The 25,269-nt window shown below is 36.7% G+C and carries 16 protein-coding genes; all 16 read right to left on the reverse strand.

Translation table 11 applies throughout. From position 1 onward, the window contains the following. Positions 1 to 177: 177 nt before the first annotated feature. The 16 genes from ACZ5N5_RS19150 to ACZ5N5_RS19225 all read right to left on the reverse strand — a co-directional run bounded on the left by ACZ5N5_RS19150 (position 178) and on the right by ACZ5N5_RS19225 (position 25,268). A complete protein-coding gene (locus ACZ5N5_RS19150; protein ID WP_464372925.1) occupies positions 178 to 2,367 on the reverse strand; it encodes a YhgE/Pip domain-containing protein in 2,190 nt (729 codons plus the stop codon). A 184-nt stretch (positions 2,368 to 2,551) separates the two neighbouring features. Continuing rightward, on the reverse strand, positions 2,552 to 4,816 hold the full coding sequence (gene yicI / locus ACZ5N5_RS19155; RefSeq protein ID WP_464372926.1) for an alpha-xylosidase: 2,265 nt from the start codon (positions 4,814 to 4,816) through the stop codon (positions 2,552 to 2,554). A gap of 1 nt (position 4,817) precedes the next feature. Then, positions 4,818 to 6,851, reverse strand: coding sequence for a beta-galactosidase (locus ACZ5N5_RS19160; RefSeq protein WP_464372927.1), 2,034 nt, complete (start codon positions 6,849 to 6,851; stop codon positions 4,818 to 4,820). Continuing rightward, complete coding sequence (locus ACZ5N5_RS19165; RefSeq protein ID WP_464372928.1) at positions 6,841 to 7,743, reverse strand: ROK family protein; 903 nt, start codon at positions 7,741 to 7,743, stop codon at positions 6,841 to 6,843. Before ACZ5N5_RS19165 ends, ACZ5N5_RS19160 begins: the two co-directional genes overlap by 11 nt. Before the next feature lie 80 nt (positions 7,744 to 7,823). Then, on the reverse strand, positions 7,824 to 9,506 hold the full coding sequence (locus ACZ5N5_RS19170; RefSeq protein ID WP_109983590.1) for an ABC transporter substrate-binding protein: 1,683 nt from the start codon (positions 9,504 to 9,506) through the stop codon (positions 7,824 to 7,826). A 54-nt stretch (positions 9,507 to 9,560) separates the two neighbouring features. After that, entirely contained in the window at positions 9,561 to 10,442 is an 882-nt protein-coding gene (locus tag ACZ5N5_RS19175; protein WP_054787111.1) for a carbohydrate ABC transporter permease, read from the reverse strand. 28 nt (positions 10,443 to 10,470) lie between these two features. After that, on the reverse strand, positions 10,471 to 11,331 hold the full coding sequence (locus ACZ5N5_RS19180; RefSeq protein WP_464373798.1) for an ABC transporter permease: 861 nt from the start codon (positions 11,329 to 11,331) through the stop codon (positions 10,471 to 10,473). A gap of 456 nt (positions 11,332 to 11,787) precedes the next feature. After that, positions 11,788 to 13,470, reverse strand: a complete 1,683-nt coding sequence (locus ACZ5N5_RS19185) for an ABC transporter substrate-binding protein (protein ID WP_464372929.1) — start codon at positions 13,468 to 13,470, stop codon at positions 11,788 to 11,790. A 529-nt stretch (positions 13,471 to 13,999) separates the two neighbouring features. After that, positions 14,000 to 15,340 carry a DUF4340 domain-containing protein gene (locus ACZ5N5_RS19190; RefSeq protein WP_464372930.1) on the reverse strand — a complete coding sequence of 447 codons (1,341 nt, stop codon included), beginning with the start codon at positions 15,338 to 15,340 and terminating at the stop codon, positions 14,000 to 14,002. Next, the gene (locus ACZ5N5_RS19195; RefSeq protein ID WP_464372931.1) at positions 15,327 to 16,010 is read right to left on the reverse strand and encodes a YesL family protein; all 684 of its coding nucleotides are present in this window, start codon (positions 16,008 to 16,010) and stop codon (positions 15,327 to 15,329) included. The genes ACZ5N5_RS19190 and ACZ5N5_RS19195 overlap by 14 nt, the downstream gene beginning before the upstream one ends. Positions 16,011 to 16,025: 15 nt before the next feature. After that, positions 16,026 to 17,543, reverse strand: a complete 1,518-nt coding sequence (locus tag ACZ5N5_RS19200) for a response regulator (RefSeq protein ID WP_109983596.1) — start codon at positions 17,541 to 17,543, stop codon at positions 16,026 to 16,028. Between the two features lie 32 nt (positions 17,544 to 17,575). Then, positions 17,576 to 19,333 carry a sensor histidine kinase gene (locus tag ACZ5N5_RS19205; protein ID WP_464372932.1) on the reverse strand — a complete coding sequence of 586 codons (1,758 nt, stop codon included), beginning with the start codon at positions 19,331 to 19,333 and terminating at the stop codon, positions 17,576 to 17,578. A 263-nt stretch (positions 19,334 to 19,596) separates the two neighbouring features. Then, positions 19,597 to 19,791: a hypothetical protein gene (locus ACZ5N5_RS19210; RefSeq protein ID WP_054787119.1), complete on the reverse strand. Its 195-nt coding sequence runs from the start codon at positions 19,789 to 19,791 to the stop codon at positions 19,597 to 19,599. A 27-nt stretch (positions 19,792 to 19,818) separates the two neighbouring features. Further along, positions 19,819 to 21,000, reverse strand: a complete 1,182-nt coding sequence (locus ACZ5N5_RS19215) for an IS256 family transposase (RefSeq protein WP_464372933.1) — start codon at positions 20,998 to 21,000, stop codon at positions 19,819 to 19,821. Positions 21,001 to 21,521: 521 nt separating this feature from the next. After that, entirely contained in the window at positions 21,522 to 22,997 is a 1,476-nt protein-coding gene (locus ACZ5N5_RS19220; RefSeq protein ID WP_464372934.1) for a glycoside hydrolase family 1 protein, read from the reverse strand. Positions 22,998 to 23,015: 18 nt separating this feature from the next. Next, positions 23,016 to 25,268, reverse strand: coding sequence for a glycosyl hydrolase family 95 catalytic domain-containing protein (locus tag ACZ5N5_RS19225; RefSeq protein ID WP_464372935.1), 2,253 nt, complete (start codon positions 25,266 to 25,268; stop codon positions 23,016 to 23,018). Between the last annotated feature and the right edge of the window lies 1 nt (position 25,269).

A 25,269-nucleotide genomic window follows, 5' to 3' on the forward strand; every position in this document is an offset into this window, starting at 1 on the left:
AATTTTATTCATTGTGAGCTCGTTCAAACTATCGTGACTTCATATCTGGTTAATGTGCTGTAACTCGATCGATTGTGAGCTGAAGTTTCTTTATTGTGCTCTCAAGCTCTCTAATGCAAGCTCAGTCTTCCCTATTGTGCATTTTTAAAAAAGTAGGAAGATAAAATCTCCCTACTTTTAATGAAACAAGCCTGATTCTTTTGATTTCTTTTTTAGTTTATTCGTGTAATGATTAATTGGTTTCTTCAAAAATGCTCCGATAAGAATGGCGGCAATCCCGAATAGTGTGAGTATCGAAGCGTCTGCATAGACCTTATCCCAAACTATTCCACCTACTGCCTCCCTCATGAGATTAATTCCATAAGTAAAAGGCAAAAATGGGTGAATTACCTGAAAGAATTCTGGTAATAAAACAGCAGGATAAGTACCCCCAGCTGCTGCGATTTGTAGGACGAGAAGTACAATCGCCATCGCCTTTCCGACATCTCCAAAGACGGACACTAATGTGTAAACAATAGAGATAAAAATCAAGCTAATCAATAATCCGAAGAGAACAAACCATACTGCCGAGTCTACGCTTACTCCTAATAAGAATAAATCTCCAAAGGTGACGATGAATGTTTGTAATATTCCGATGACATAAAAAGTCAGTAATCTTCCAAAATACATATGTCTTTCGGTATAAATAGAAGGATCATGTGGCTCTGTAGACATTAGAGATATTAATAATAGTCCACCAACCCAAATAGCTAAAACAGTGTAGAATGGAGTCATTCCTGTTCCATAATTCTCAATTGGAAAAACTTTATTCGTATCTAATGTCACAGGCTCCTCAAAAAATCCCTTTTCTGCATTCGGATCATTTTGGAGGAGTTTAATAATCTCTTCCATATCTGTTTCGCTTTGAATGCTTCGAATTTTGTCAGCTAATGTATTGATCTTATCATTTACATAAGGGAATTCGCCTAGCACATAATTAAGCATTTCTTCTCCTTCGGCTAGGTTTCCTTCGGTATTATTCAACATTTGTTCAATTTCTGGTAATGTATTTTGGACTTCCACTAGAATGTTTTTCGCAGTCGTCAACGTTGATTCTGCTTGCTTGATTTCTTCTTCTACTCTTGGTGCGATGGTTTGTTGATATTCCTTTACAAAAGAGTCAATGGTTGTGTTCACATCATCTGAAAATTGTGTTAATGATTGAAACCTTTCATCGATTTCCTGTTGTTTCTCCTGTATCGTTGATTCAACTTCTGATGTATTTGTCTTCATTGTGTTTATTGATTCTTTTATTGAGGCAATTTGATTTAATGCTGTTTCAATTTGTTGATCATTTTGTTCTGATTCCCCATTATCGGGATTATTTTCGTTATTATTTTGCTCCTGTAATTGTTTTAATGCCGTTTCTATTGTGTTTAAGCTTTCTAACGTACTATCTAATTGCCCATTTACCTGATTTAAAATTTCACTACCTTGAGTAATTTCTGGTTGATTATTCTCGATTTCATGGAGAAAATCATTAATTTTTTGGCTAGTGGATTGGATCTTTTTCAAATCCTGCTCTATCTTTGGTGCCATTTCCTTCAAGCGATTCTCCGCTTTTTCCAAATAAGCAAGCGTATCATTCACTGTAGTTAGACCATTATTTGTTGCATCTTTCACAGTCGGGATTAAGCCTTGGGCATCATTGATCATCCCTTCAGCTTTATCTGCATCGCTAAGGGATTGATTTAATATTTGATGAATTTCTGGTAAATTTTCCTCCAGTGTAAAAATATAGTTTTCAAATCGCTTAATATCTGGTAAAGATTGTTCCATTTCTATACCAAGATCATTAAACATCTCAAAGATTACACCATTTACTTCCGAAATAAATTGACTACTCACCTTATCAACAATCGCCCCCGCACCTTTATCTGTAATCTTTGGTGCGATTGCATTAATCTTTTCGTTCACGTAATATTCTATGTTTGCTTTTTCCGGGTTGTCTGTGATCACGGTTGATAATTTCTTTGAAAAATCCTCTGGTATGATGATTGTAGCGAAATAATTACCATATTCTAGCTCATCCATAGCTTTTTCTTTGGTCACGAATTGCCAATTCATCGTATCATTTTCTTTTAATGAATCCACCAGTGTTTCTCCTACATCAATTGATTCACCACGAACTTCCCCACCGGTATCTTCATTCACAACACCTATTTTTATATTTTCTGTTCTTCCATACGGATCCCAGGATGCCTCAATATTCATCCATGCATATAAGGATGGTAGGATAATCAAACCACCCAATAATATAGCGGCAACCCAATTTGTTGTTCCATGCTTTAAGTCTGTCTTAAATAGATGCCAAAAACCAAATTTCAATTTTTCTTCGCCTCTTTAATAAAATTTTGATAACCAAAATTATAACACTACTTAAGGTTATTATGAAAGGAATACCATTAATAATGAAGCTTCTCGGCAAGACATTTCTCATGCCTTGCACGCCTATAGTAAAAAAGCTATCTTACTGGTTAGATTCAACCAATAAAGATAGCTTTATTCTATATTATAGCTTTATTTTCACTTGTTCTGTACCTTGCTCTGGACTAACCTTCGTATGTCCAACCACTTCAACATGGTATGATTTATCCAATCCTTCAACATGAATGAGTAATTCATTATTTTTTCGAGTTACTTCGATGGAACCTACCTCTTTTCCGCTTGCTTCAACTAACCTCTTGCGGATGATTACTCCATCCTCGATTTGGTAAAGCTTAAAGGTTACGCTATCGACATAATCATAAACTGGAGTATCCTCACTCATGCCAATCGGTAAAATGGTATTCGGACGAACAAACAATGGTAAGCTAAAATAATCATATGGCTGCTTAAGCCATGTTCCACCCTCCACTACTTCCCCTGTTAAAAGATGTGTCCACTTTCCCTTTGGTAAGTAAAAGGAGCCAATCCCTTCCTCATTAAAAATTGGAGCAACTAGTAGGCTATCTCCTAACATATATTGACGATCGAGTGTTTCACAAAGTGGATCTTCAGGAAATTCCAATACCATGGATCGCATGACTGGTATCCCTGTCTTACTATTTTCTACAGATTGTTCATATAAGTATGGCATCAAACTATTTTTTAGTTTCGTAAAATGGCGTGCTACATCAACAGCTTCCTCATCGAAATTCCATGGAACACGGTAGGATGAGCTACCATGGAAGCGGCTGTGGCTAGACAGTAGTCCAAATGCCGTCCAACGTTTAAACACATCTGGAGTTGCTGTATTTTCAAAGCCACCAATATCATGACTCCAATAGCCAAAACCGGAAGTGGTTAACGACAAGCCTCCTCGTAAGCTTTCAGCCATAGCATCATAGGTAGAGTCACAATCTCCTCCCCAATGAACGGGGAATTTTTGACCACCAGCTGTTGCAGAACGGGCAAAAACAATCGCTTCTTCTTCCCCTTTTTCTTGTTTCAGTAGATCAAATACGACATCATTATATAGATAAGCATAATAATTGTGCATTTTATTTGGATCAGATCCATCAAAATAAACGACATCTGTTGGTATTCTTTCCCCAAAGTCTGTTTTGAAGGAATCCACTCCCATATCGAGTAATCCCTTTAGTTTTTCCTGGAACCACTTACTAGCTTCTGGATTAGTAAAATCAACAATTCCCATCCCTGCTTGCCATAGGTCCCATTGCCAAACATCACCATTCGGTTTCTTCAATAAATAACCTTTTTTTAGACCTTCATCAAACAGAAGCGATTTTTGTGCAATATATGGATTGATCCATACACAAATTTTTAAACCCTTATCCTTCAATCGTTTTAGCATTCCTTCTGGATCTGGAAAATTACGACGATCCCAGAGGAAATTGCTCCATTCAAACTCCTTCATCCAAAAGCAGTCAAAGTGAAAGACACTTAATGGTATGCCACGCTCTGCCATACCATCAACAAAATGATTGACTGTTTCTTCATTATAATCAGTTGTAAAGGATGTGGATAACCATAAACCAAATGACCATGCAGGTGGTAATGCTGGGCGACCAGTTAATGTTGTGTAGCGACTGACCAATTCTTTTGGTGTTGGTCCATTAATGAAATAATAATCAAGATATTCTCCTTCCACACTAAACTGTGTACGAGAAACGGTTTCCGATCCAAGCTCAAAACTTACCTCCTCAGGATGGTTGACAAATACACCATAGCCTTTACTGCTTAAAAAGAACGGAATATTTTTATAGGATTGCTCGGAGCTTGTTCCACCATCTTTGTTCCAAATATCTACCGTTTGGCCATTTTTTACAAACGGAGTAAAACGCTCACCTAATCCATATAAATGTTCTCCAACGCCAAGCTTTAGCTGCCCACGCATATATGTTTTCTCCTCTGGACCATTAATCCAAGCAAGTCCTTTGCCATCAGCATCCGTGAGCTTACCATTCTGATTTTTGAATGACAAGGCAAAATCCTGTTTCTGTAGTGTTAAATACAAACCACCACTGGAAAAGGAAATTTCATCTTCTTTATCTTCTACGTTGATCGTATTTACCCCATCTAATACATCAAAATTTGGATATTTTGCTTTTTCTCCTTTAAAATGCCATGTTTGAACACGAATCACATCATCGATAGGAGAGGACAATTGGATCGTTAATAAAGGACCATCTAGTGTATCCCCTCGATGATTAATATACTTACACGGTGCATATAAGGTTATGGCACCATTCTGCTGTTCCATCTCATGAATTGTTTTTGGAAAATGTATTTGATAACCCTCTCGGATCATCCAATTACCATCTGTAAATTTCATGCTAGTTTTCCTCCTTTAATATCAGCACATCTCTACCTGCTATTTCTGCTTTTCCGTTATATTTCTCACCGGTAATTTGATCCACATACGTACGCTCACCTGTATCGAAGGTATTGTTATCTACAGAATGATTTAGGACAAAAATGATGGTGTGACCATCTTTTTCTCGTGCAATAACCTCTACGCCTTCCTCAGAAGTGAATATACCCTGCACCTTTTTGTTCGTACAAATCGTATCCACAAAATCTTGAACAAATGCCTGATCAGGACTTGAGGCGATGTAATAAGCTTCCCCTTTTCCATAATTATTTTTGGTTAAAATTGGCATACCTTGATAAAAATCGGATCCATATGTTGCTAGCACTTCTGCATTTTCTGCATGAATTAAATCAAATAAAATATTGCATTTATATTTGCCTTGTAGGGAACCGAATGATTGATTAAATACAATCTCGTTGTAATGGGATGGCTCTAATGCATCAATTTCTTCTGCCCAAACGCCTACAAGCTCACGTAGTTCACCAGGATAGCCTCCTAATGTGACAAGATCATTTTCATTGACAATTCCACTGAAGAAGGTCGTCACAAACGTACCTCCATTTTTAACAAACTCCTTCAAACGATCGGCATGGCCTTCCTTCACCATGTACAACACTGGAGCAATAACAATGTCATACTTACTTAAATCCTCTTCGACGGATATCATATCAACTGGAATATTGTTCCGATAGAAGGCATCATAATATTTGTGTACTTCTTTGACATAATCAAGGGCAATCGATGGACCACTCGACAGCTGGATTGCCCAACGATTTTCCCAATCGAACACAATAGCTACTCTAGCATTCACTCTACTACCAATAATTTGATCTCCGAGCTTTACTAGTTCTTGTCCAAGCTGTGCAGATTCACGGAATACTCTCGTGTGCTCATGACCGACGTGTTCAATTACTGCACCATGATATTTTTCCGTCGCACCTCGAGAACGTCTTAATTGGAAAAACATCACCGTGTCCGCACCATGTGCTACCGCTTGATAGCTCCATAATCGCATCACGCCCGGTCGTTTCAAGGCATTATATGGTTGCCAATTTTGCTGACTAGGTGTTTGCTCCATTAACATAAAGGGTTGTCCACTTTTTAAGCCTCTCATTAAATCATGGGTCATTGCGGTCATACTAACTGGTGTATCAATCGATGGATAGTTGTCCCATGACACGACATCCATTTCTTTTCCCCATTTAAAATAATCGAGTTCAGGATATAATCCCATCAGATTTGTTGTCACTGGTATATTAGGTGTATGCCTTTTCAAGGCATCACGTTCCAATTTATAGACATCTAGTAAACTATCTGATTGAAAACGACGATAATCTAGTGAAATACCCTGAAAATTCGTATTTTGACCGCCTTGCCACTCTTCGCTTAGGCCATTAGGTGGAACAATCTCCTCCCAATCATAAAAGGTATGCCCCCAGAAACGTGTATTCCACGCTTCATTGACCGCTTCTAATGTTTGATATTTATCCTTGAGCCAAACACGAAATGCTTTTTGACAATTTTCACAATAGCAATAACCACCATATTCATTTGAAACATGCCAGATTAAGACAGCAGGGTGATCTTTATATCTTTCTGCCAATCTCTCCGCTATTCGTTCTGCATATTTATGATAGGTTGGGCTATTTGGACAGGAATTATGTCGACCGCCAAACTGTCGTTTTTTCCCATCAAAATCTACTCGGCGAACATCTGGATAGCGTTTTGCCATCCATGCGGGGTGTGCTGCTGTACTTGTTGCTAGACAAATAGACACCCCATCTTGATATAAGCGATCAATTGTTTCGTCTAACCATGAAAAGTCATAAGTATTCTCATCTGGTTGATTCAAAGCCCATGAAAAAACATTGATGGTTGCAACATCTATTCCTGCGAGCTTGAACATTCGTTGGTCCTCAGCCCATGTTGCTTCATCCCATTGTTCAGGATTATAATCACCGCCATACCAAATCTTTTGTAATTTATCATTTATCATATTTTTCCTCCTCTAAACATTTATATAAAGCACCAAGGATTCCAGCATCATTATGATGCTTACATGGTACAATTTTTGCTTGAATATCGTGCCAAGATGGGATGTTATTTAATTTCACTAATAGATTTTCATATAAATCGGATCGAACGCTAATAGCCCCACCTATTAAGATTCTTTCGGGATTTAATACGGTTGCTAGATTAAATATTCCATAGCTAATAGAGGCAAACCATTGATCAAGTAGCTCTCTTACCTTTACATCTGTTTCTGCTTCTTGGAAGACTTGCTCTCCATCTACCCAACAATCATCATCCATATGCTTTAATTGTTTAAATTGATGAATAAGGGCACTAGTAGAGGCAATTTCATGCATTGTTTGATAGCCATTTCTCATCCCATCCACAATCATTAATCCAAATTCTCCAGCTTTAAATGAATGTCCATTTACTAATTTTCCATTAACGACTATTCCCCCTCCTATACCTGTCCCGATTGTCATGCAAATAAAATGGTCACAACCAACCGCGTTCCCACTTAATTTCTCTGCAAGTGTCGCACAATTCGCATCATTTTCTATTAGAATGGGTAAATCTACTGTTTCCTCTAATTGTTCTTTTATGTTCGTTCCATGTAAAACCGCAATTGCTCCTGCAAATTCTGCAAACCCTGTCTGTGGATTAATAAAACCTGGAAAACTTATGCCAACCTTTTCAATAGCATATTTCTTACTCATTTCATTTATTGTATTCGCTAAGTCTGATAGGAATTCCTGCCTCGAACTTAGTCTTGTTCGATAGCTATCTTGAAAAATAAACTCTCCCATGTGCGTTAAAACACCATATTTAACGCTTGTTCCTCCAATATCCATGCATAAGTATTGTTTTCTACTCAATCCTGTCACTCCCTTCTCTCAGCTTAGATAGATGGAGCCTGATCCAAATGATTGGAATCAGGCTCATGGATTTATTTACATTATTCGTTCGTTTCCCAAAGCTCCATTTTATCTTTTGTCATTTGTGTCATTTCTTCATTTGCTTTTTGGATATTCATTGCTTCTAATTCAGCGATCATATCCTCCCATGCCTTGTCAAAGTCCGCTGGATCACCTAATATAGCTTGAGTGATTTTTTGTTCGGTTAAATCATCTGCTTTTTGTTGGATAATTTGAACATCACTGCCTGGTGGTATGGTATAATTGGACACTGTGCCATGATTGGATCTACCAAGCTCTTCTGTAGATGGGAACCACTCAATCCAATTAGTCATTTCATATTCTTTTAATGCTTCTTTCTCAGCACTGTTATAGTTAGCTACAATTTGTTCTTCAGAATTTGGTGTTATTGGTTGACCCTCTGAGTCTACAGCACCATTACCCCATTGTGGGAATGGATAGACATAGTAGCCGACACCTGTTTCTTTTGCATAATCTGGATCATTGTTCATTCTTTCGCGATCATCTTCTTGCATGACACGTTTTCCATCAACTATATCGTAATTCTCGCCTTCAATTCCCCAATTAGTAAGAATTTGTGCTTCTTCTGATGCCATCCAATCTAGAAATTCAAATGCTTCTTCCTGATGTTCACTCGTAGATGAAATAGCTATACCCCAACCACCTGCAAATCCATAATCCTTTAATGCTTGAGATTTATATTCCTCTCCTAATGTTACAGGTAAAGGAGCATAAGTTCTCCATTCTTTACCATCAGCAACTAATGCTTTATCGGCATCTCCAAAGTTCCAATTCTGATCGGCTACACTTAGCACGCGTCCAGATGATAATTTGGAGATATACGTATCATAAGTTTGCGTAAAGGATTCTGGATCTAGTAATCCTTTTGCATTCATTCCATTTAACCATTTGAAATATTCTTTAAATTCTGGTAGTAAAAATTTATAGGATGTTTCACCTGTTTCGTCATTAACCGCCCATTGGCCATCATCTTGTAATCCTGCTGCAAATCCTGCAGGGTTTCCTACGGTAATAAGCCAACGCCAATCACTACCTAAAAGCGATAGCGGGAGTGTTTTCTGTCCATCAATTTCAGGATATTTTTCGTAGTATTCTGTTAACGCTGCTTCAAAATCCTCTAATGTGCGAATCTCAGGGTAACCTAATTCACGTAATACGTCTAATTGAATTTGGAAGGTTCCACTCGTTTCCCAGTAGGCATTTTCCACACCATATGTTCCTACTGTATAAATACTTGGATCCTCAATTGAATTACGAAGACGGTTAATTTGATCGCCATACATTGCTTTTAGATTATCACCTTTTTCTTCGATCAAATCATCCAGCTTAATGACACCTCCAGCTTCGATTAATTTACCGATATCACCTTTGGCAAAAATAAGATCAGGGTATTCCCCACTAGCAATCATTAAAGGAATCGCTTCATCATTTCCACCAACTGGATAATCCATTTCTAGTTTGATACCAGTTTTTTCTGTTATTTTTTTGGCAACTGGATCATCAAACGTTTTTTCTTCTCCTCCATCAGCATTGAAGAATGTTAAAGTTAATGGTTCATCTGAGGAACCCTCTCCTTCCTTCTCTGCATTATCTGAAGTTTTGCCATCACTACATGCAGCAAGTACGACTAAGCCTAGTAAAATAAGTACTGCTAGCGAAAATTTTGATAGCCTCTTACTCATATTAACCCCTCCATTTTGAATGTTTATATATATATTAATTATAAAATTAATACCTTAGCTCTTGACTGCCCCCAATGTTAGCCCTGTTACAAAATATTTCTGTAAAAATGGATAGACTAGAAGGATTGGAACAGTTGCAATAATGGTAATCGCCATTTTAATTGACTGTGGATTCGTTTGACCTGCTACAATTTCAGCATTTTGTGAATTAATATCACCACTGGAAATATTGGCATTGTCAATAATCTTCATCAGCTCGAATTGCAAAGTCGTTAATGCTTCATTGCTTCTAACATAAAGATACGTATCAAACCAACTATTCCATTGTGCTACGGCCAAAAATAATGCTATCGTTGCAATTACTGGCATACAGAGCGGGATAATAATCCGACTAAAGATCACAAAATCATTAGCCCCATCTATTTTTGCTGACTCCTCTAACGCTGCTGGTAAGTTATCCATAAACGAGCGGATTACGATTACATTAAAGGCAGACAGTAGCATCGGTAGAATATAAACAGAAAAATCATTAATTAAACCAAGATTACGAATTAACATATATTCTGGAATCAGACCACCACTAATGAACATTGTTAGCACTAATAGTAAGCCAACAAAGCCATTTAAGACGAAATCCTTTCTACTCAACGTATATGCCAGCATGGTACTTGCAATAATTCCTGTAACCGTACCAATGACTGTTCGTAAAATAGACATGAAGAAGGCTTGTAGTAAACGATCATTACTACCAAAAATCTCTTCATAATTCGCAAAGGTAAATTCCCTAGGCCAAATATGAATACCACCTCTTGCTGTATCTGTCGCATCATTCAAAGAAATCGCCAATATATTTAAGAACGGGTAAAGTGTAATGACAACAACAAATAGCATAAATAGCGTCAATATGATATCAAAAGCTGTCCATTTCTTTTTCATTGTGTATGCTCCTTTCGTTCATTTATCATTAAAATACCCTACCTTCGCCTATTTTTTTGGCAAAGCCATTACAAATCAAAATTAGAATGACACTTATGACTGACTTAAAAATACCGATAGCTGTACCAAACGAATATCGGAACATACCAATACCATAATCTAAAGCATATAAATCTATAACAAGTGCCTTTTCCTGTACAATGTTGTTTCCTAGTAACATTTGTTTCTCAAATCCAATATTGATTAGATTACCAATATTTAAGATTAATAAAACGATGATCACAGAACGAATACTTGGCAAGGTAATATGCCACATTTGGCGGATTCTACTTGCTCCATCCACTTTTGCTGCTTCATATAATTGAGGATCTACACCCGCCATTGCAGCTAAATAAATAATGGCATTCCACCCTGTTTCCTTCCACACATCAGCTGCTGTTACAATCCCCCAAAACATCTCAGGCATTGCCATGAAATTGATAGGATTATCAATGAAGCCCATTCCTGTTAAGAGATTATTAATAATTCCTTCTTGTGAAAGCATTGTTATCACAATGTTAGCTGCAATAACCCATGAAACAAAGTGTGGTAGATAAGAAATCGTTTGTGTCCACTTTTTCACCACCATAAAGCGCAATTCATTTAATAGTAAAGCAAATACAATGGCTGAAGCGGTACCAAAAATAAGCCCTAAAATCCCCATACCTAACGTATTTTCTAATGCCGTATAAAACATGGGCTCATTAAATAAATCTTTAAAGTGATCAAGACCTGCCCAATCCTGCTCCAAAAAACCAAATTGTGGTTTATAATCCTGAAAGGCCATTAACCATCCCGCAATTGGGATATATTTAAAAACAATTAACCAAATAACAAATGGTATCGACATGAGAAGAAGTGCCTTTTGCTTACTTGCCCTTTTCCAAAAGCTTTTTTGGTCTGGTCCTGCAGAAGGTTTCTTCTTCTTTCTTAATCCTGTTCCCGTTCCTAGCTGAATTTGTTCTCCTACAGAAGTAGCAGCTTCAGGCTGTGTGTTTGACGCATTATTTGCTTGACTCATATTTTTCTCTCCTTACCTGAAAACCTAATTATCATGATTAAAGAAATCCTTAATCTATGTAAGCGCTTCTTACTTATATAATATTATAACGGAAACCGCTTTCCCCATATACCGTATAAACTAGTGATAAAACCTAGTAAAAAGGAGAGGTGATCGAATTTTATAGGCAATTTTTAGATGTTGACTAAAATACATCAAAAAGGAAGAGATTAAGACATAAAATACAAATTCGAATAGAGAGAGCCTGAATCCAAAAAATCGGAATCAAGCTCTACCTGATACTTTTTATTCGTTCGTACCCCAAAGTTCCATCGTATCTTTTACTTTTTGACTCATTAATTCATTTGCCTTTTCTATGTTCATTGCTTCTAATTCAGTAATCATATCATCCCATGCCTGATCAAAGTTTGCAGGGTCTCCTAAGATAGCTTGTGTAATACGTTGTTCTGTTAAATCATCGGCTTTTTGTTGAATAATTTGAAGCTCACTTCCAGCAGGAATACTATAATTGAATGCCTGACCATGTTTCGAAATTCCTAAATCTTCTGTTTGTGGGAACCAGTCAACCCAGTTTTCCATTTCATACTCTTTTAGAGCTTCTTTTTCTGCACTATTGAAGTTAGCAATTGTCTGTTCTTCAGAGTTAGGAGTGATAGGCTGCCCACTTGAATCTACCGCACCATTACCCCATTGAGGAAATGGATAGACATAGTAACCAACACCTGTTTCTTTAGAATAATCAGCGTCACTGTTCATTCTTTCGCGATCCTCTTCTTGCATAACTCGTTTACCATCAACCATGTCATAGTGTTCGCCTTCAATTCCCCAATTCACAAGAATCTGCGCCTCTTCCGATGCCATCCAATCTAGAAATTCAAATGCCTCTTCTTGATACTCACTAGTTGAAGAGATTGCTATTCCCCAACCACCAGCGAAGCCATAATTTTTCAAAGATTTAGATGTGTATTCTTCACTGATAGTCACTGGAAGTGGTGCATACGTTCTCCACTCTTTCCCATCTGCTACTAAAGCCTTATCAGCATCAGTAAAATTCCAGTCTTGGTCTGCAATGCTTAATACTCGTCCTGAAGATAACTTAGAAATATACGTGTCATATGTGTGTGTAAATGATTCCGGGTCAAGCAACCCTTTTGCATTTATACTATTTAACCATTTAAAATATTCTTTTAATTCTGGACGAAGGAATTTATAAGTTGCCTCTCCTGCTTCCTCATCTACTACCCATTGACCATCTCCTGCAAATCCTGCCGCAAAACCAGCTGGATCCCCGACTGTAATTAACCAACGCCAGTCACTCCCTAGTAAAGATAGTGGAATGGTTTTTTGCCCATCGATTTCCGGGTACTTTTCATAATATTCCGTTAGTGCCGCTTCAAAGTCTTCTAGTGTCCGGATCTTGGGATAGCCTAACTCACGCAAGACATCTAATTGAATTTGGAAGGTTCCACTTGTAGACCAATAAGCATTTTCTACACCATAAGTACCAACTGTATAGATACTTGGGTCATCTAATGAATTACGTAGTCGATCTAATTGATCGCCATACATCGCTTTTAAGTTTTCACCTTTTTCTTCGATCAAATCATCAAGCTTAATAACACCACCAGCTTCGATCAATTTTCCAATATCGCCTTTGGCAAAAATAAGATCAGGATACTCCCCACTTGCTATCATCAAAGGAATAGCCTCATCGTTTCCTCCAACTGGGTAATCCATTTCTAATTTGATACCAGTTTCTTCTGTTATTCTTTTGGCAACTGGATCATCAAACGTTTTTTCTTCTCCTCCATCAGCATTGAAGAATGTTAAAGTTATTGGTTCATCTGAGGAACCCTCTTCTTCATTTTCAGCCTCTTTTGAAGTTTCGCCATCACTGCATGCTGCAAGTGCGATCAAAGTAAATAGAATAAGCACTGCATGCAACCATTTTGATAGCTTTTTAGCCATATTAACCCCTCCATTTTTGGATATTTTTATATATTAATTATAAAATTAATACCTTAGGCCATTGACTGCGCTTAAAGTCAGTCCCTTTAAATTAAATTTCTGTAAAAATCGATAAACAAGCAGGGTTAGAACAGTTGCATTGATATAATCATCTCTTAATCGATGATAGATGGCTTTGACCTGCAACAATTATTCCATGATTAGAGAAATCATCGGTATCTGTAAGCGCTTCCCTATAATTATAATGGAAACCGCTTTCTCCATATACCGTATAAATTAGTGATAAAATCCTGTAAAAAGGAGAGGTGATCGAGTTTTATAGGTAATTTTTAGATATGGATAGCAATGCTCTGTTAGAAAAACTCGCATTCACTCGTCCTTTAACCGATGTGTTAGCTTTTCTAATACTTTAGACATCAAAATTTTCACTTCGTCGCAATACTTCCTGAAAAAAATTTATACTTTCCTAGCGTAAAAAAAGAGAAGCTGTTGCTAAAATCAACTCCTCTTCTTGAAACCTCAGTTTAAGTTATGGTAGAACATTGGCCAGTGCCTCTAATGCCTGATAAACCTTATCTTTCTCAATAATAAAATCGATCCCTTCATTATTTTTGTTTAGCGCAAAATATTTATCATCCATCGATAAAAATTCCAAGGAGTAAGTTGGGTCTTGTTCCTGATCCGTATCAGCTGTATATTGAATCATTAATTCCCGCTCCATCTCTTGAGGCAAATCTTCCACAACTTCATCAAAAGTTAGTCCTGCTAAGGTTTGATATGCCTCTCTCCAATCTATTAAATGTATTGGCTTATCATTTATTATAAAGGACGACTCTGTTTCTTCTTCGTCCTCTGATCTCTTGTGTTCCCCCAAAACCGTCCAATGGTATTCGTTTGATTGAATTTTTAATTCTTTCACTGCATTTAATGGGAGAATATGAACAAAATGATCAATTAAATCAAAGGAAGGATGACTATATGGCTCTAAAGCTTCCGTTGTCACAGTAAATACTTCGTCCTCCCCTTCCAATTTAGCATAGTATTGCTGATTGGCAGCAGGCTCCCCGATAAGCAATGTTTCTGATTGGTCCTTTGCTTGAAAGGTAATTTTAAAATCTGTTTTTCCGAGCTTTGTTGCATCCTCCACAACTTGAGTTTTAGTTAAGCCTTCGAGTCCACCCAGGATTGCTTCCATTTTCGAAAAGGCTACACTATATACACTTTTATATGGCTGATACATATACCATCCGCTAATATGGGCAAGTGACTCGCGTTCCGTAAAAGGGGAGTCATTACGAAGCTGGATAATTTCCGTTCCATTCTCAATATCAATCTTCTCTAATTCTTTGGCATTGATGCTAATAATTTGATTATCTAACAAGCTATTTACATTTAATGGAATGGTTTCAATATCCGTTCGATCCACTAGATAAATCGTTTCTGTTTCATGATGTTCAATATAATATTTATCCCCATTTACATTCGTCTGACCAACTGATACACGTTGTTTGTCTCCATCCTCATCCGCAAATACGACAGTAACCTCTGGAAATTGCAAACTTACCTCATTTGGTTTAACATTTGCTTCGACTCCTTGTAATCCTTGCATTGTTTCCACAAAATGAGAAACCTTTTCATTATTTTGTTCACGTCCCACCCCCTGTAATCTCCATTGATCACTTTCCTTCTTTAACTCCACTTTTTTGTCTGCTAATACTTTAATACTCGTAATCTCCTTAAAATCTTTCACGATAGCCACATTTTTGTTATCATTCTTCTCGGAATCGGTCTGATTTGAAATGATAAAAAGTAGGGCGACAATGGCAATGATACCTAGTACTAACCAAATGATAAATTTATGCTTTTTCATCCTTACGCTCCTTGTTCTCATTTGACATTTCTAATTCCATTACTTCAAATGGCTTACGCATATTAAACATAATAAAAAAGGTAGCAATACTCATACAAAACCAAATCGTAATACTAGGTGCAAAGTAATAGATAACACCTAATGATACAAAGGTAGATAGATTTAATAATGTTGTTTTAAAAAATTTAAAATTGGCATATATCGCGACAAGCCATAAATTTTTTATTTTTACTTCAAACCTTGTTAATATAGGAAAGGCATATAATAAAATGAGTAATGCGACAATAATTAAAATAAAGATAATCGGTGTTAAAACCTGGATATTAAAGCCTGTATAACGCAAATCTAACAGTAGAATAACGAGGATCGTCCATTTTAACAGCCAATACTTCGTACCAATCATGAAGTTCTTCTTATAATAGGTCCAAAAATCCTTTGTCGGACTGATTTCTTTCTCTCGAACTAACTTGCCCATTGACGCAAAAAGTGCAGCAAAGGCAGGCCCAGCTGGTAATAGCGCCAAATAAAATAATAGAATATTATCCAATGTTAATTCGACAAATAAAAATACCACCAAAAAAAGAATATTTGCAAGCATAAAATAGATATTTGTCATCAAAAAATAATAAATATATTGTAATGCAACATAAAGCGGTCGATCTATCCCCATTTCCATTCCCCCATTCTATTCATGTCTTTCCTGTAATTCTATCGCTCTTTTTTGAAATTCCTTTGGACTAATGCCAATATATTTTTTGAACTTTTTATAAAAATAATCAATATTATGATAACCAACCATTTCTGACACTTCATAGACCTTTAGCTTTCTTTCTTCTAGTAATTGTTGTGCCTTTTGCATCCGTACTTTGTCTAAATATATATGAAAATAATCCCCTGTATAATTTTTAAATTTTTTTCCTAAATAAGACGGATTATATTTAAATAGCTCTGCCATCAATTTCAAATTGAGTTCCTTATCATAATATTGCTCGATATATTGGATGATTTTTTTGACAGGATCATCAATATTTCCAACAAATCCGTTAACCTTTGTCGACAATTGAATAAATCTTTGCTTAAGACAATCTAATAACATGATTAAATTAGGAGATTGGTAGATTTGTTCCATCCATTCGTCAAGCTTTATTTCTTTTACATCAGGATTAGTTTTGCTAAGGCGATTATAGACATTTTTCACCAGCTCGATTAATTCCACGAGAATATTTTCCTTTTTAACCACATGTCGTTGATAGTATTCCTTGATTTCGTCCAACAAATGATCTAGCTTTAAAAAGTTCTCAAATTCAAGTACTTGTGATATTTTATCATCCCAATTCTGCGCTGCTTTTGGTCTATTTTCTCTAGAATGAATGATTCTATCTGTAAAAATAATGGTATCGTCATAACTAAATCGAAAATCTTCCAAATGACGTAAGGACTGATAACCTGTAGATAAATCTAATAGGGAGAATGTTTTTTCTACTAGTTGTATCTTAGTATCCCTTGCAATCGATTTTATTTTCATTCTAGCCTTTTCCAAATAACTCTTTATTGTGGATCGATCATAATTAATGAATAGAATGCAAATACTCTGTTCCATCTGTAAGATTTTTGTCTGATAGTCCTCCATAGACAATAGCTTATTCTGTATGTTTTCCCAATCAATTGGTTTACTTGCAATTATATTTGCTAAATGAAAGGTATCATTTTCATAAGTGAATAAAAGCCTCTGACTTAATGTGTCTAGTTTTCCTACTAATAGATCCTTCCATTCCTGCTTCTCCACCATTTTTTCATAGTGAAGTAGTTGGGAATCCAGCTTACGTTCTTCGATACATTTTTCTTTTATTTTTTGGATTAATGGGATTAATTCATTTTCGTCTACTGGCTTTAACAAATAGGATTCCACTCCTAAACGGATCGATTCCTGTGCAAAGGTAAAGTCAGAGTATCCCGACAATACGACATATTTAGCAGTATTTCCAAATGCCTTTGCACGGGCCACCATATTAATTCCACTAATTCCTGGCATCTTAATATCCACAAAGACGAGATCTGGGTTTTGCTGTCTAATTAATTCCAATCCTTCTCTTCCATTTTTAGCAGTTCCAACTATTCGATAACCATACGACTTCCAATCAATAATTGAGCATAAGCCTTCACGAATTAATGGTTCATCGTCAACAAAGAGTACTTTTAACATAGGTGAATTACCTCCCTTTCAAAGTCGATTGTTTAGTTCTTCTGCTTAGGTAAATTCATCGACATTGTCGTTCCGCTTCCTTCAACACTGTCCATCCTAATGCCATATTTGTCACCATATAGTAAGCTAATTCGTTGATGGACATTGTGTAACCCAATACTATTCCCATTTGATTGATAGTCTTGATCTTTCATTCTATTATTTAATTCATTTAACTTTTCTAAAGACATTCCTACCCCGTTGTCATTTACTTCTACAAGAATATCGTCCCCATCTTCTTGGATGCGAATTCGTAACATCCCTGGCTCTTCCTTCATTTCTAAACCATGAATGATCGCATTTTCGACTAATGGTTGAATCAATAATGGTGTTATTTTATAAGAAAGGATATTCTCATCTATCTCCATTTTATAGGATAAGTGTTCCCCAAATCGTAGCTTCTGAATTTCTAAATAGTTTTCAATTAAAGCAACCTCTTCACTCAATGGGATCGATTGATCAGTTCGCTTTAGGGAAGAGCGCATCATTTTGCTAAGCATTTTTATTACTTTTGCTACCTCAGGATCTTTATTCAATATAGCCTTCATTCGTATCATTTCTAATGTATTATAAAGAAAATGTGGATTGATTTGACTTGCGAGCATCTTAAAATCCATCTCTTTTTGTTTGCGCTTCCAAGTCTCTTCTTTAATCTTATGAATATAAACTTCATCAATTATTTTTTGCACACTTTCGGATGTGGTTTGTAAATCCTTGTACACGTCTTTTATTTCATCATGACCCTTCATTTCCTGTGTAATATGGAAGTTTCCTTTTGCTACTTGGAACATGGCCCTTCGTAATTGCTGAATTCTTTTATGAAAACTATTCGTAAAAAAGCCAATGAGTATTAGTGAAATAGAAAGTGCACCCAAACTAATGAGAAAGCCTCGTGTAAAAATAGTATTCGGTTCATGAATAATGCCGTCAATTGGAACTTGTGTTGCTATTTGAATCGTATTATCTAGTGATTTCTCTGGTCGAAAACTATGAACATTAACCTTCACTGTTTCCTCATTAATCGTTTTGTCCATTACATAATTACCAATATCTGCATTTCTGTTCTGATAAAAATTAGCGTGTCTACCAAGTAAGGCAATATTTTGATTATACACGATCCTTTTATTATCAAGTGTAATAAAGGTATTATAGGAAACACCTTCTACTACAGATTTTAATATATCGGGGGATATATAAATAACTAATACACCTAAAGGTTGATTCTCATGATCAAAAACCGTTCTTGTGAGCGCTAAGTATTTCTTGCTTGTCCAATGATCCTGCATATATAACCATGTCAGTCTCCCACGCTTCATTAATGCATTTTGATACCAGTGTTGATTTTGGATGACCTTATTCGCATAAATAAAATGAGAATCAGTAATGATATCCTTTTTCATAAAAAATTGGATTTTTTCGATTTCTTCATAATAGGTTAAATAATCATCAAAAACTGGATATTGATTATAGGCATTATACACTTCAAGTGGAGAGTCATACTGACCAGCTAGAAATGTTTTTAAGTCTTGATTGATATAGATTAAATCAGATATATTGATCACACGCTTGATGATTGATTTTAAGCGCATCTCCATTTTATCTGCATTTGCCTCTACTTCACTCATCGTATTGGACAAAACGATTTCCCTTGTTCCAAAATTCAAATAAGCACCAACAAGAAGAATGGGGATTGCAGTCACCAAAATGAAAATTCCTAATAGCTTGTACTTCACCTTAAGTAGTTTTTTCAAAAACAATCCCCCTTCCTTCTTTCGTTTTTTTTGCCACTCTCGATTTGGATTACGTACAAATTAGTTCAGGATTTTGCTAGAAATGGCGTTTATTGCTTGGATAAATGTCATTTTGGGCCGGCAGTTTGCCCATTCTGGCGTTTATTGCTTGGATAAACGTCATTTTGGGCCGACAGTTTGCTCATTCTGGTGTTTATAGCTTGGATAAATGTCATTTTGGGCCGACAGTTTGCTCATTCTGGTGTTTATAGCTTGGATAAACGTCATTTTGGGCCGACAGTTTGCTCATTCTGGTGTTTATAGCTTGGATAAACGTCATTTTGACCTCGCATTTGCTCATTCTGGTGTTTACAGCTTGGATAAAAGTCAAGTCCTAAATATTGTGTAAAAGCTGTTACCATATTTTCAACGGTTGCTATGTTGGTTTGATTTGGTTCTAGTAGTGGCCTTAAGGCCACTACTAGAACCAAATCTTCGCACAATTTTTATTCGTCTGTTGTTTTTTTCAAAAAAGTACGATTGCCGAGATCTAATGTATCAGCATAATCCATGAGTGCTGCCGCAATGAGACGAAAAGCAGATTGGTGATTCGGGAATGTCCGAATCACTCGTTCTCGTCTTCGGATTTCGGAGTTCAGTCTCTCTATCATATTCGTCGTACGCAAACTGATGTGGTGCTCATCTGGCTCCGCGAAAAATTGCGTGGCATCATCGAAGCCCTCATCCAATATGTCTACTGCTTTTTGATAGCCTCTAGTATCTTCATATGTTTTGATAAATTGATCTTTGAGTAATCGGGCTCTTTCTATGTTTTCTGCTTTAAAAATCGCTTTAAGATGATTACGTGCTTCTTTCGAGTTTTTTCGTGGTAGGGTTTGAATCATATTTCGCAACATATGAACGGTACAACGCTGCCAACTAACTCCAACAAACGCTTCCGTTATCGCCGTTTTCAGCCCTTTATGGGCGTCAGAAATAATTAATTTCGGTGATTGTAATCCTCTTGATTTTAGTGATTCAAAAAATTGATACCAGCTTGTTTTTGATTCCGCATGATCTACTTTCATTCCTAGAATTTCACGTTTATTTTCATCATTAATTCCAATCGCGAGATACACCGCTTTAGAGACTACCTTGTCATGCTCACGCACTTTAATATACATCGCATCTACATAAATATAGCGGAAATTCATCACATTCAGTGGTCGATCAGCCCACTCATTCACCACTGGATCTAGCTTTTTCGTCAAGTTAGAGACCATAGATTTCGATACAGATTCCCCACATAATTCCTCTACAATTTTGGTTATTTTTCGAGTGGAAACACCATTGACCACCATTTCGATCATTGATAATAATAAGGCTTGATCACATCTTGTATATTTCTCAAAAATCTCTGTTGAGAATGCACCGCTACGCGTACGAGGAACTTTTAACTTTATCTTACCAGATGCCATAATCAGCTCTCGGTCATAATAGCCATTGCGGTAATCTTTTCGCTCCGCATTTCGTTCATAAGCATTGGCTTGAATATAATGGTCACGTTCATTTTCCATATATTGATTCAGTAACAATACAAGCGATGATTTGACTACTTCATTTAATCCTGATTGCATTACCTCGTCTTTAATTTTATCGAAATCTAGTGTAAAATTGATTTGGGCCATCATATATTCCTCCTATTTTTGTTTTTGTGGTTGAAAACATTGTAACATGAGGAACTATGATGCCCTTTCTTTTTACACAATTATATAGACATAATCTGGATAAATGTCATTTTGGCCGGCAGTTTGCCCATTCTGACGTTTATAGCTTGGATAAACGTCATTTTGACCTCGCATTTGCTCATTCTGGCGTTTATTGCTTGGATAAACGTCATTTTAGGCCGGCAGTTTGCTCATTCTGGCGTTTATTGCTTGGATCCCACATTCTCTAGTTAAGAGTTATCTCAGAACAATTCTGTAAAATCTTTTCACTACTTCCCCTCTAATGAAGCAATAAATATCCTATTCATGGTGCAAACGCTTTTAAAAGAGGAACAAAAAAAGCGCCTGTAATATCCCTATGCAGAAGATGACGTTCCAATAGCTGTGGACTAACAGACGCTAATAGACTAAGTATAGTATGGAGCACCTATTACTATGGAAATTGCTCCACCGAACAAATCTGTGGCTGGCTAACTTAGAAATTAGTCTACCAAGTTACCATTTGTTTCAATCACTTTTTTATACCAGTAATAGCTTTTTTTCGGAATTCTTTCTAATTCCTTTTCATCTTGTTCATCCCGATCAATGTAGACAAAGCCATATCTTTTTTGATAACCGTTTAACCAGCTTAAAAGATCGGTAAAGGACCATGCGCAATAGCCGAGTAATTCTACTCCATCTGTCAATGCTTTTTGAATTTCTACAATATGTTCCTTGAGGTAATTAATTCGGTAGTCATCCTCAATGGTACGCTGCTCTGTTAGATGATCATAAGCACCTAAGCCATTTTCCGTCACCATCATTGGTAAATCATAGCGATTTTGTAGTCTTCTTAAAGCAATTCGAATACCAATCGGATCGATTTCCCATCCCCATTTCGTTTTTTCTAAATGAGGATTCGACACATTGGCAAACATCCTTTTCTCAGGACTTTGTGCTTGCTCTTCTTTTGGCTGCATAAGATAAGGATCGGTTGCTTGAAAATCTTTTTCCAAATCTGCCTCACTTTCTTGAAGAGGGAATTCAATCTCATTTGCCCTTACCGTACCTCCATGATAATAATTTACACCAAGAAAATCTGGTTTAGCAGATTGCAGCAGCTCCAAGTCATCATCTTTGATGGATGGTGCTACTCCTAATTTTTCTAGTTGCTTAAAAGTCACTTTAGGATATTTACCATTTACATAGACATCTAACCACCAGTGATTTTGAAATTCTTCCCCATTCAGTGCTGCTAACACATTATTCGGTTCACAATCAAGGCTGTACATGGGTCCATAGCCAAAGCTTGGTCCAATCATACCATTTGGAACTAATTCATGAAAACTGTTAATGGCCTTTGCATTTGCTAGATTAATAATATGATTTGCTTCAAACATTCGCTTCACATCAGCGATATTTGGTGGATGTGCTTCCCAGCGGTAACCAAGTGCTGTAAATACGTTTTGTTCATTAAAGCTTACCCAATATTTTACCTTATCTTTAAATCTTTCAAATAAAATTCTAGCATAATGATCAAAATCGTCTATCACTTCTCTCGATTCCCAGCCTTGGTATTCGTCCTGTAAGGCTTGTGGAATATCCCAATGATATAATGTCAAAACAGGCTCAATGTCATATCTCTTAAGTTCATCAATGAGATTTTCATAGAATAGTAACCCTTTTTCATTTACCTCCCCTTTACCACTTGGAAGAATTCGACTCCATGCAACAGAAAAACGGTAGGCCTTCAATCCCATTTCTACCATTAAACGAACATCTTCTTTGTAACGATGATAATGATCTACTGCTATATCTCCATTTGTTCCTTGGAAGGTTTTCCCTGGTATCTTCGTAAATTGATCCCAGATGGAAGGACCTTTTCCATCTACATCCCATCCTCCTTCGATTTGATATGCTGCTGATGCCGCTCCCCATAAAAACCCTTCAGGAAATTTGTCTAATTTATCATGATACATCTGACTGATCGGCTCCTTTTATAATTGTATTACCAAGCTTTTTGGTTGATTGGGATATAAAGTGAACCTCTTTTCCGACACATCTGCTTCTGAATAAAGAGGCAAATAGATTTCCAAGGTTTGTTCAATCTCACTTAAAAGCTCCATAGCTATATTTTTCTTAGTAAGATCCCACTTTAAAAAAGTAACCTGCATTTGTTCCGGAAGTCGAATGCCACGAATCTCTCCCTGTTTCAATGAATTAGGTAAAGCACCTAATAGTGTTAAGCGATGATGGCTATAGTCAACGAGCATTTCATGAACCACTTGAGGTAACGCCCCATTGCCATCTACATTAAACACCTCTTGATCATTATAGTGTGACATCATTAAAGAGGTATAGAAGCAATTATTTTTTACGAGCAAATGGAAGACCTCTTCCACAAGATCTGGCATATGAAATTGCGTCGCACAAAGAGCAGAATGCATACGACCATGTGTCGAGGACGTATCTGCTTCATTATTTAAAAGCCATGCTTCTAACCTCTTATCAAAAGCTATTTTGGCTGCACGCCACATCTTCGGATCTGTAATTTCATTAAATTCTCTGCTTTGAAAGACAGGGTAAAGATGAGAAAAATGCCGATGGTTGTAGTTCTCTTCTTTTCCTGGAGTTAACCATTCCTTTAAAGCACCATCTTCATTGATTTGATAGGCAGGTAATTTTTGTAGCATTTGTTGCCACTTAGTGCGCTCTGGTGAGTCCATTGATAAAATATCATGTGCTATCATTAAATTTGTTAACACTTCCTTGGCTACAGCTATATCCTGTGTTGCATTATCCGCGCATCCATTTTCAGCAGAATAGGAAGGGGTAAATCGATAGGTGCCATCCTCGTCCTCGATTAAGAAATCCTCATAGAATAATACAATTTCCTTTAAAAACGGTATCGCTTCTTCTTTTAGAAAGATTTTGTCCCCAGTAAACCGATAATATTGGAAGTACCAATGGGCGAGCCAGCCTGCTCCACAGGTCCAAAAATGTAATGGCCAATCCTCATTCCAATGAAGGTGCTTACCACTGTTACTAGCATGAATGGCAGCCATCACCCCTCTTGCTCCATAATATTTTTTAGCATTTTCTCTAAACTCTGGGATGAGTTCTTTTATTAAGCGAAAGTAACCTTGCATACCCTCAAGTTGATGACTAGATAAAGCTGCTGCAATGGATAACTCTACATTGGTATCAAAAGTGAAATCCCCACTCCAGGCAGGCTCAAAGGTTCCTGTCCAGATTCCTTGTAGGTTAGGAGTTAATTCACCGGCACTACATATATACATATACCTTCCTGCATCATACATTTTTTCTAACAGCACTGGTGAAATTGATTTGTTTCTTTTAGCTTCTAATACGATATCATCAATTGATCTCAACCTTTCGTGATCAGTTGCTAGACTTAGCTCCACCCGCTCAAATCTATCTCGATGAATGTCACAATGTTTCTGAAAAAGCTTAGTATAAGTTATACCATTCTCTATCATTTTGGAAAAAACTGATCTCTTGCTCTCTATATCATATGGTATAATTTTCATGACGAGTATTGTAGGTGAAGTGGCACAAATATTGATTGCTTCATGACTAGTGATTAGCTTATCCGCACCAATTACTTGGATCCAAACATCATATCCAGCATCACTATACTCATAATCAAATTGTGCATGAATGACATTTTCTTCTATGACTGTTCGCTGTTTCATTTTTTTATCCACATATTGCTTTAAAGAAATATGATAATTTGCTGGACTTAATTCATGAATAATAGCATTATTCGTTTGGGATACGAACGTTTTCCGACGATAGCTCTGATGATTAACTTGATAGGAAACTTGCAATTCACCAGTTTCATAATCGATACTTCGCCTATATCGGGAATAATTGTGATGATCTGTCTCGATAAATAAATGAAAACCAGGATGGTAAGGATCACTCATCGTCAATCCTTCATAGCCTAATTCTGTAGACTTTCGATAATAATAGGCAATGGCCTCTTCATACCCTTTTGTTCGGATTATTTCACGTACTTTATCTAGATATGGTGCCATTTCTGGCAGCTGATCACTATTTCCTTGAGGTAAGTATAGTCTGCAATGATTGCCAACAATCGTATCCTTTATTGGATCTCCAAAAACCATGACACCATGGCTTCCGTTACCACTTACTAGCGCATCCTCCCATTTCTGGGCTGGGGTTTCCGTCCAAATACCTTTTCGTGGTAGAATATGCTTCATCATT

It is taken from the genome of Gracilibacillus sp. JCM 18966 (assembly GCF_055392695.1).

What these genes read in the sequence shown, in the direction of transcription:
- ACZ5N5_RS19200 (WP_109983596.1), bottom strand. Translation starts at nt 17,543, where the DNA reads ATGTTAAAAGTACTCTTTGTTGACGATGAACCATTAATTCGTGAAGGC.
- ACZ5N5_RS19175 (WP_054787111.1), bottom strand. Translation starts at nt 10,442, where the DNA reads ATGAAAAAGAAATGGACAGCTTTTGATATCATATTGACGCTATTTATG.
- ACZ5N5_RS19185 (WP_464372929.1), bottom strand. Translation starts at nt 13,470, where the DNA reads ATGGCTAAAAAGCTATCAAAATGGTTGCATGCAGTGCTTATTCTATTT.
- yicI (WP_464372926.1), bottom strand. Translation starts at nt 4,816, where the DNA reads ATGAAATTTACAGATGGTAATTGGATGATCCGAGAGGGTTATCAAATA.
- ACZ5N5_RS19220 (WP_464372934.1), bottom strand. Translation starts at nt 22,997, where the DNA reads ATGTATCATGATAAATTAGACAAATTTCCTGAAGGGTTTTTATGGGGA.
- ACZ5N5_RS19170 (WP_109983590.1), bottom strand. Translation starts at nt 9,506, where the DNA reads ATGAGTAAGAGGCTATCAAAATTTTCGCTAGCAGTACTTATTTTACTA.
- ACZ5N5_RS19195 (WP_464372931.1), bottom strand. Translation starts at nt 16,010, where the DNA reads ATGGGGATAGATCGACCGCTTTATGTTGCATTACAATATATTTATTAT.
- ACZ5N5_RS19215 (WP_464372933.1), bottom strand. Translation starts at nt 21,000, where the DNA reads ATGGCCCAAATCAATTTTACACTAGATTTCGATAAAATTAAAGACGAG.
- ACZ5N5_RS19180 (WP_464373798.1), bottom strand. Translation starts at nt 11,331, where the DNA reads ATGTCGATACCATTTGTTATTTGGTTAATTGTTTTTAAATATATCCCA.
- ACZ5N5_RS19225 (WP_464372935.1), bottom strand. Translation starts at nt 25,268, where the DNA reads ATGATGAAGCATATTCTACCACGAAAAGGTATTTGGACGGAAACCCCA.
- ACZ5N5_RS19190 (WP_464372930.1), bottom strand. Translation starts at nt 15,340, where the DNA reads ATGAAAAAGCATAAATTTATCATTTGGTTAGTACTAGGTATCATTGCC.
- ACZ5N5_RS19160 (WP_464372927.1), bottom strand. Translation starts at nt 6,851, where the DNA reads ATGATAAATGATAAATTACAAAAGATTTGGTATGGCGGTGATTATAAT.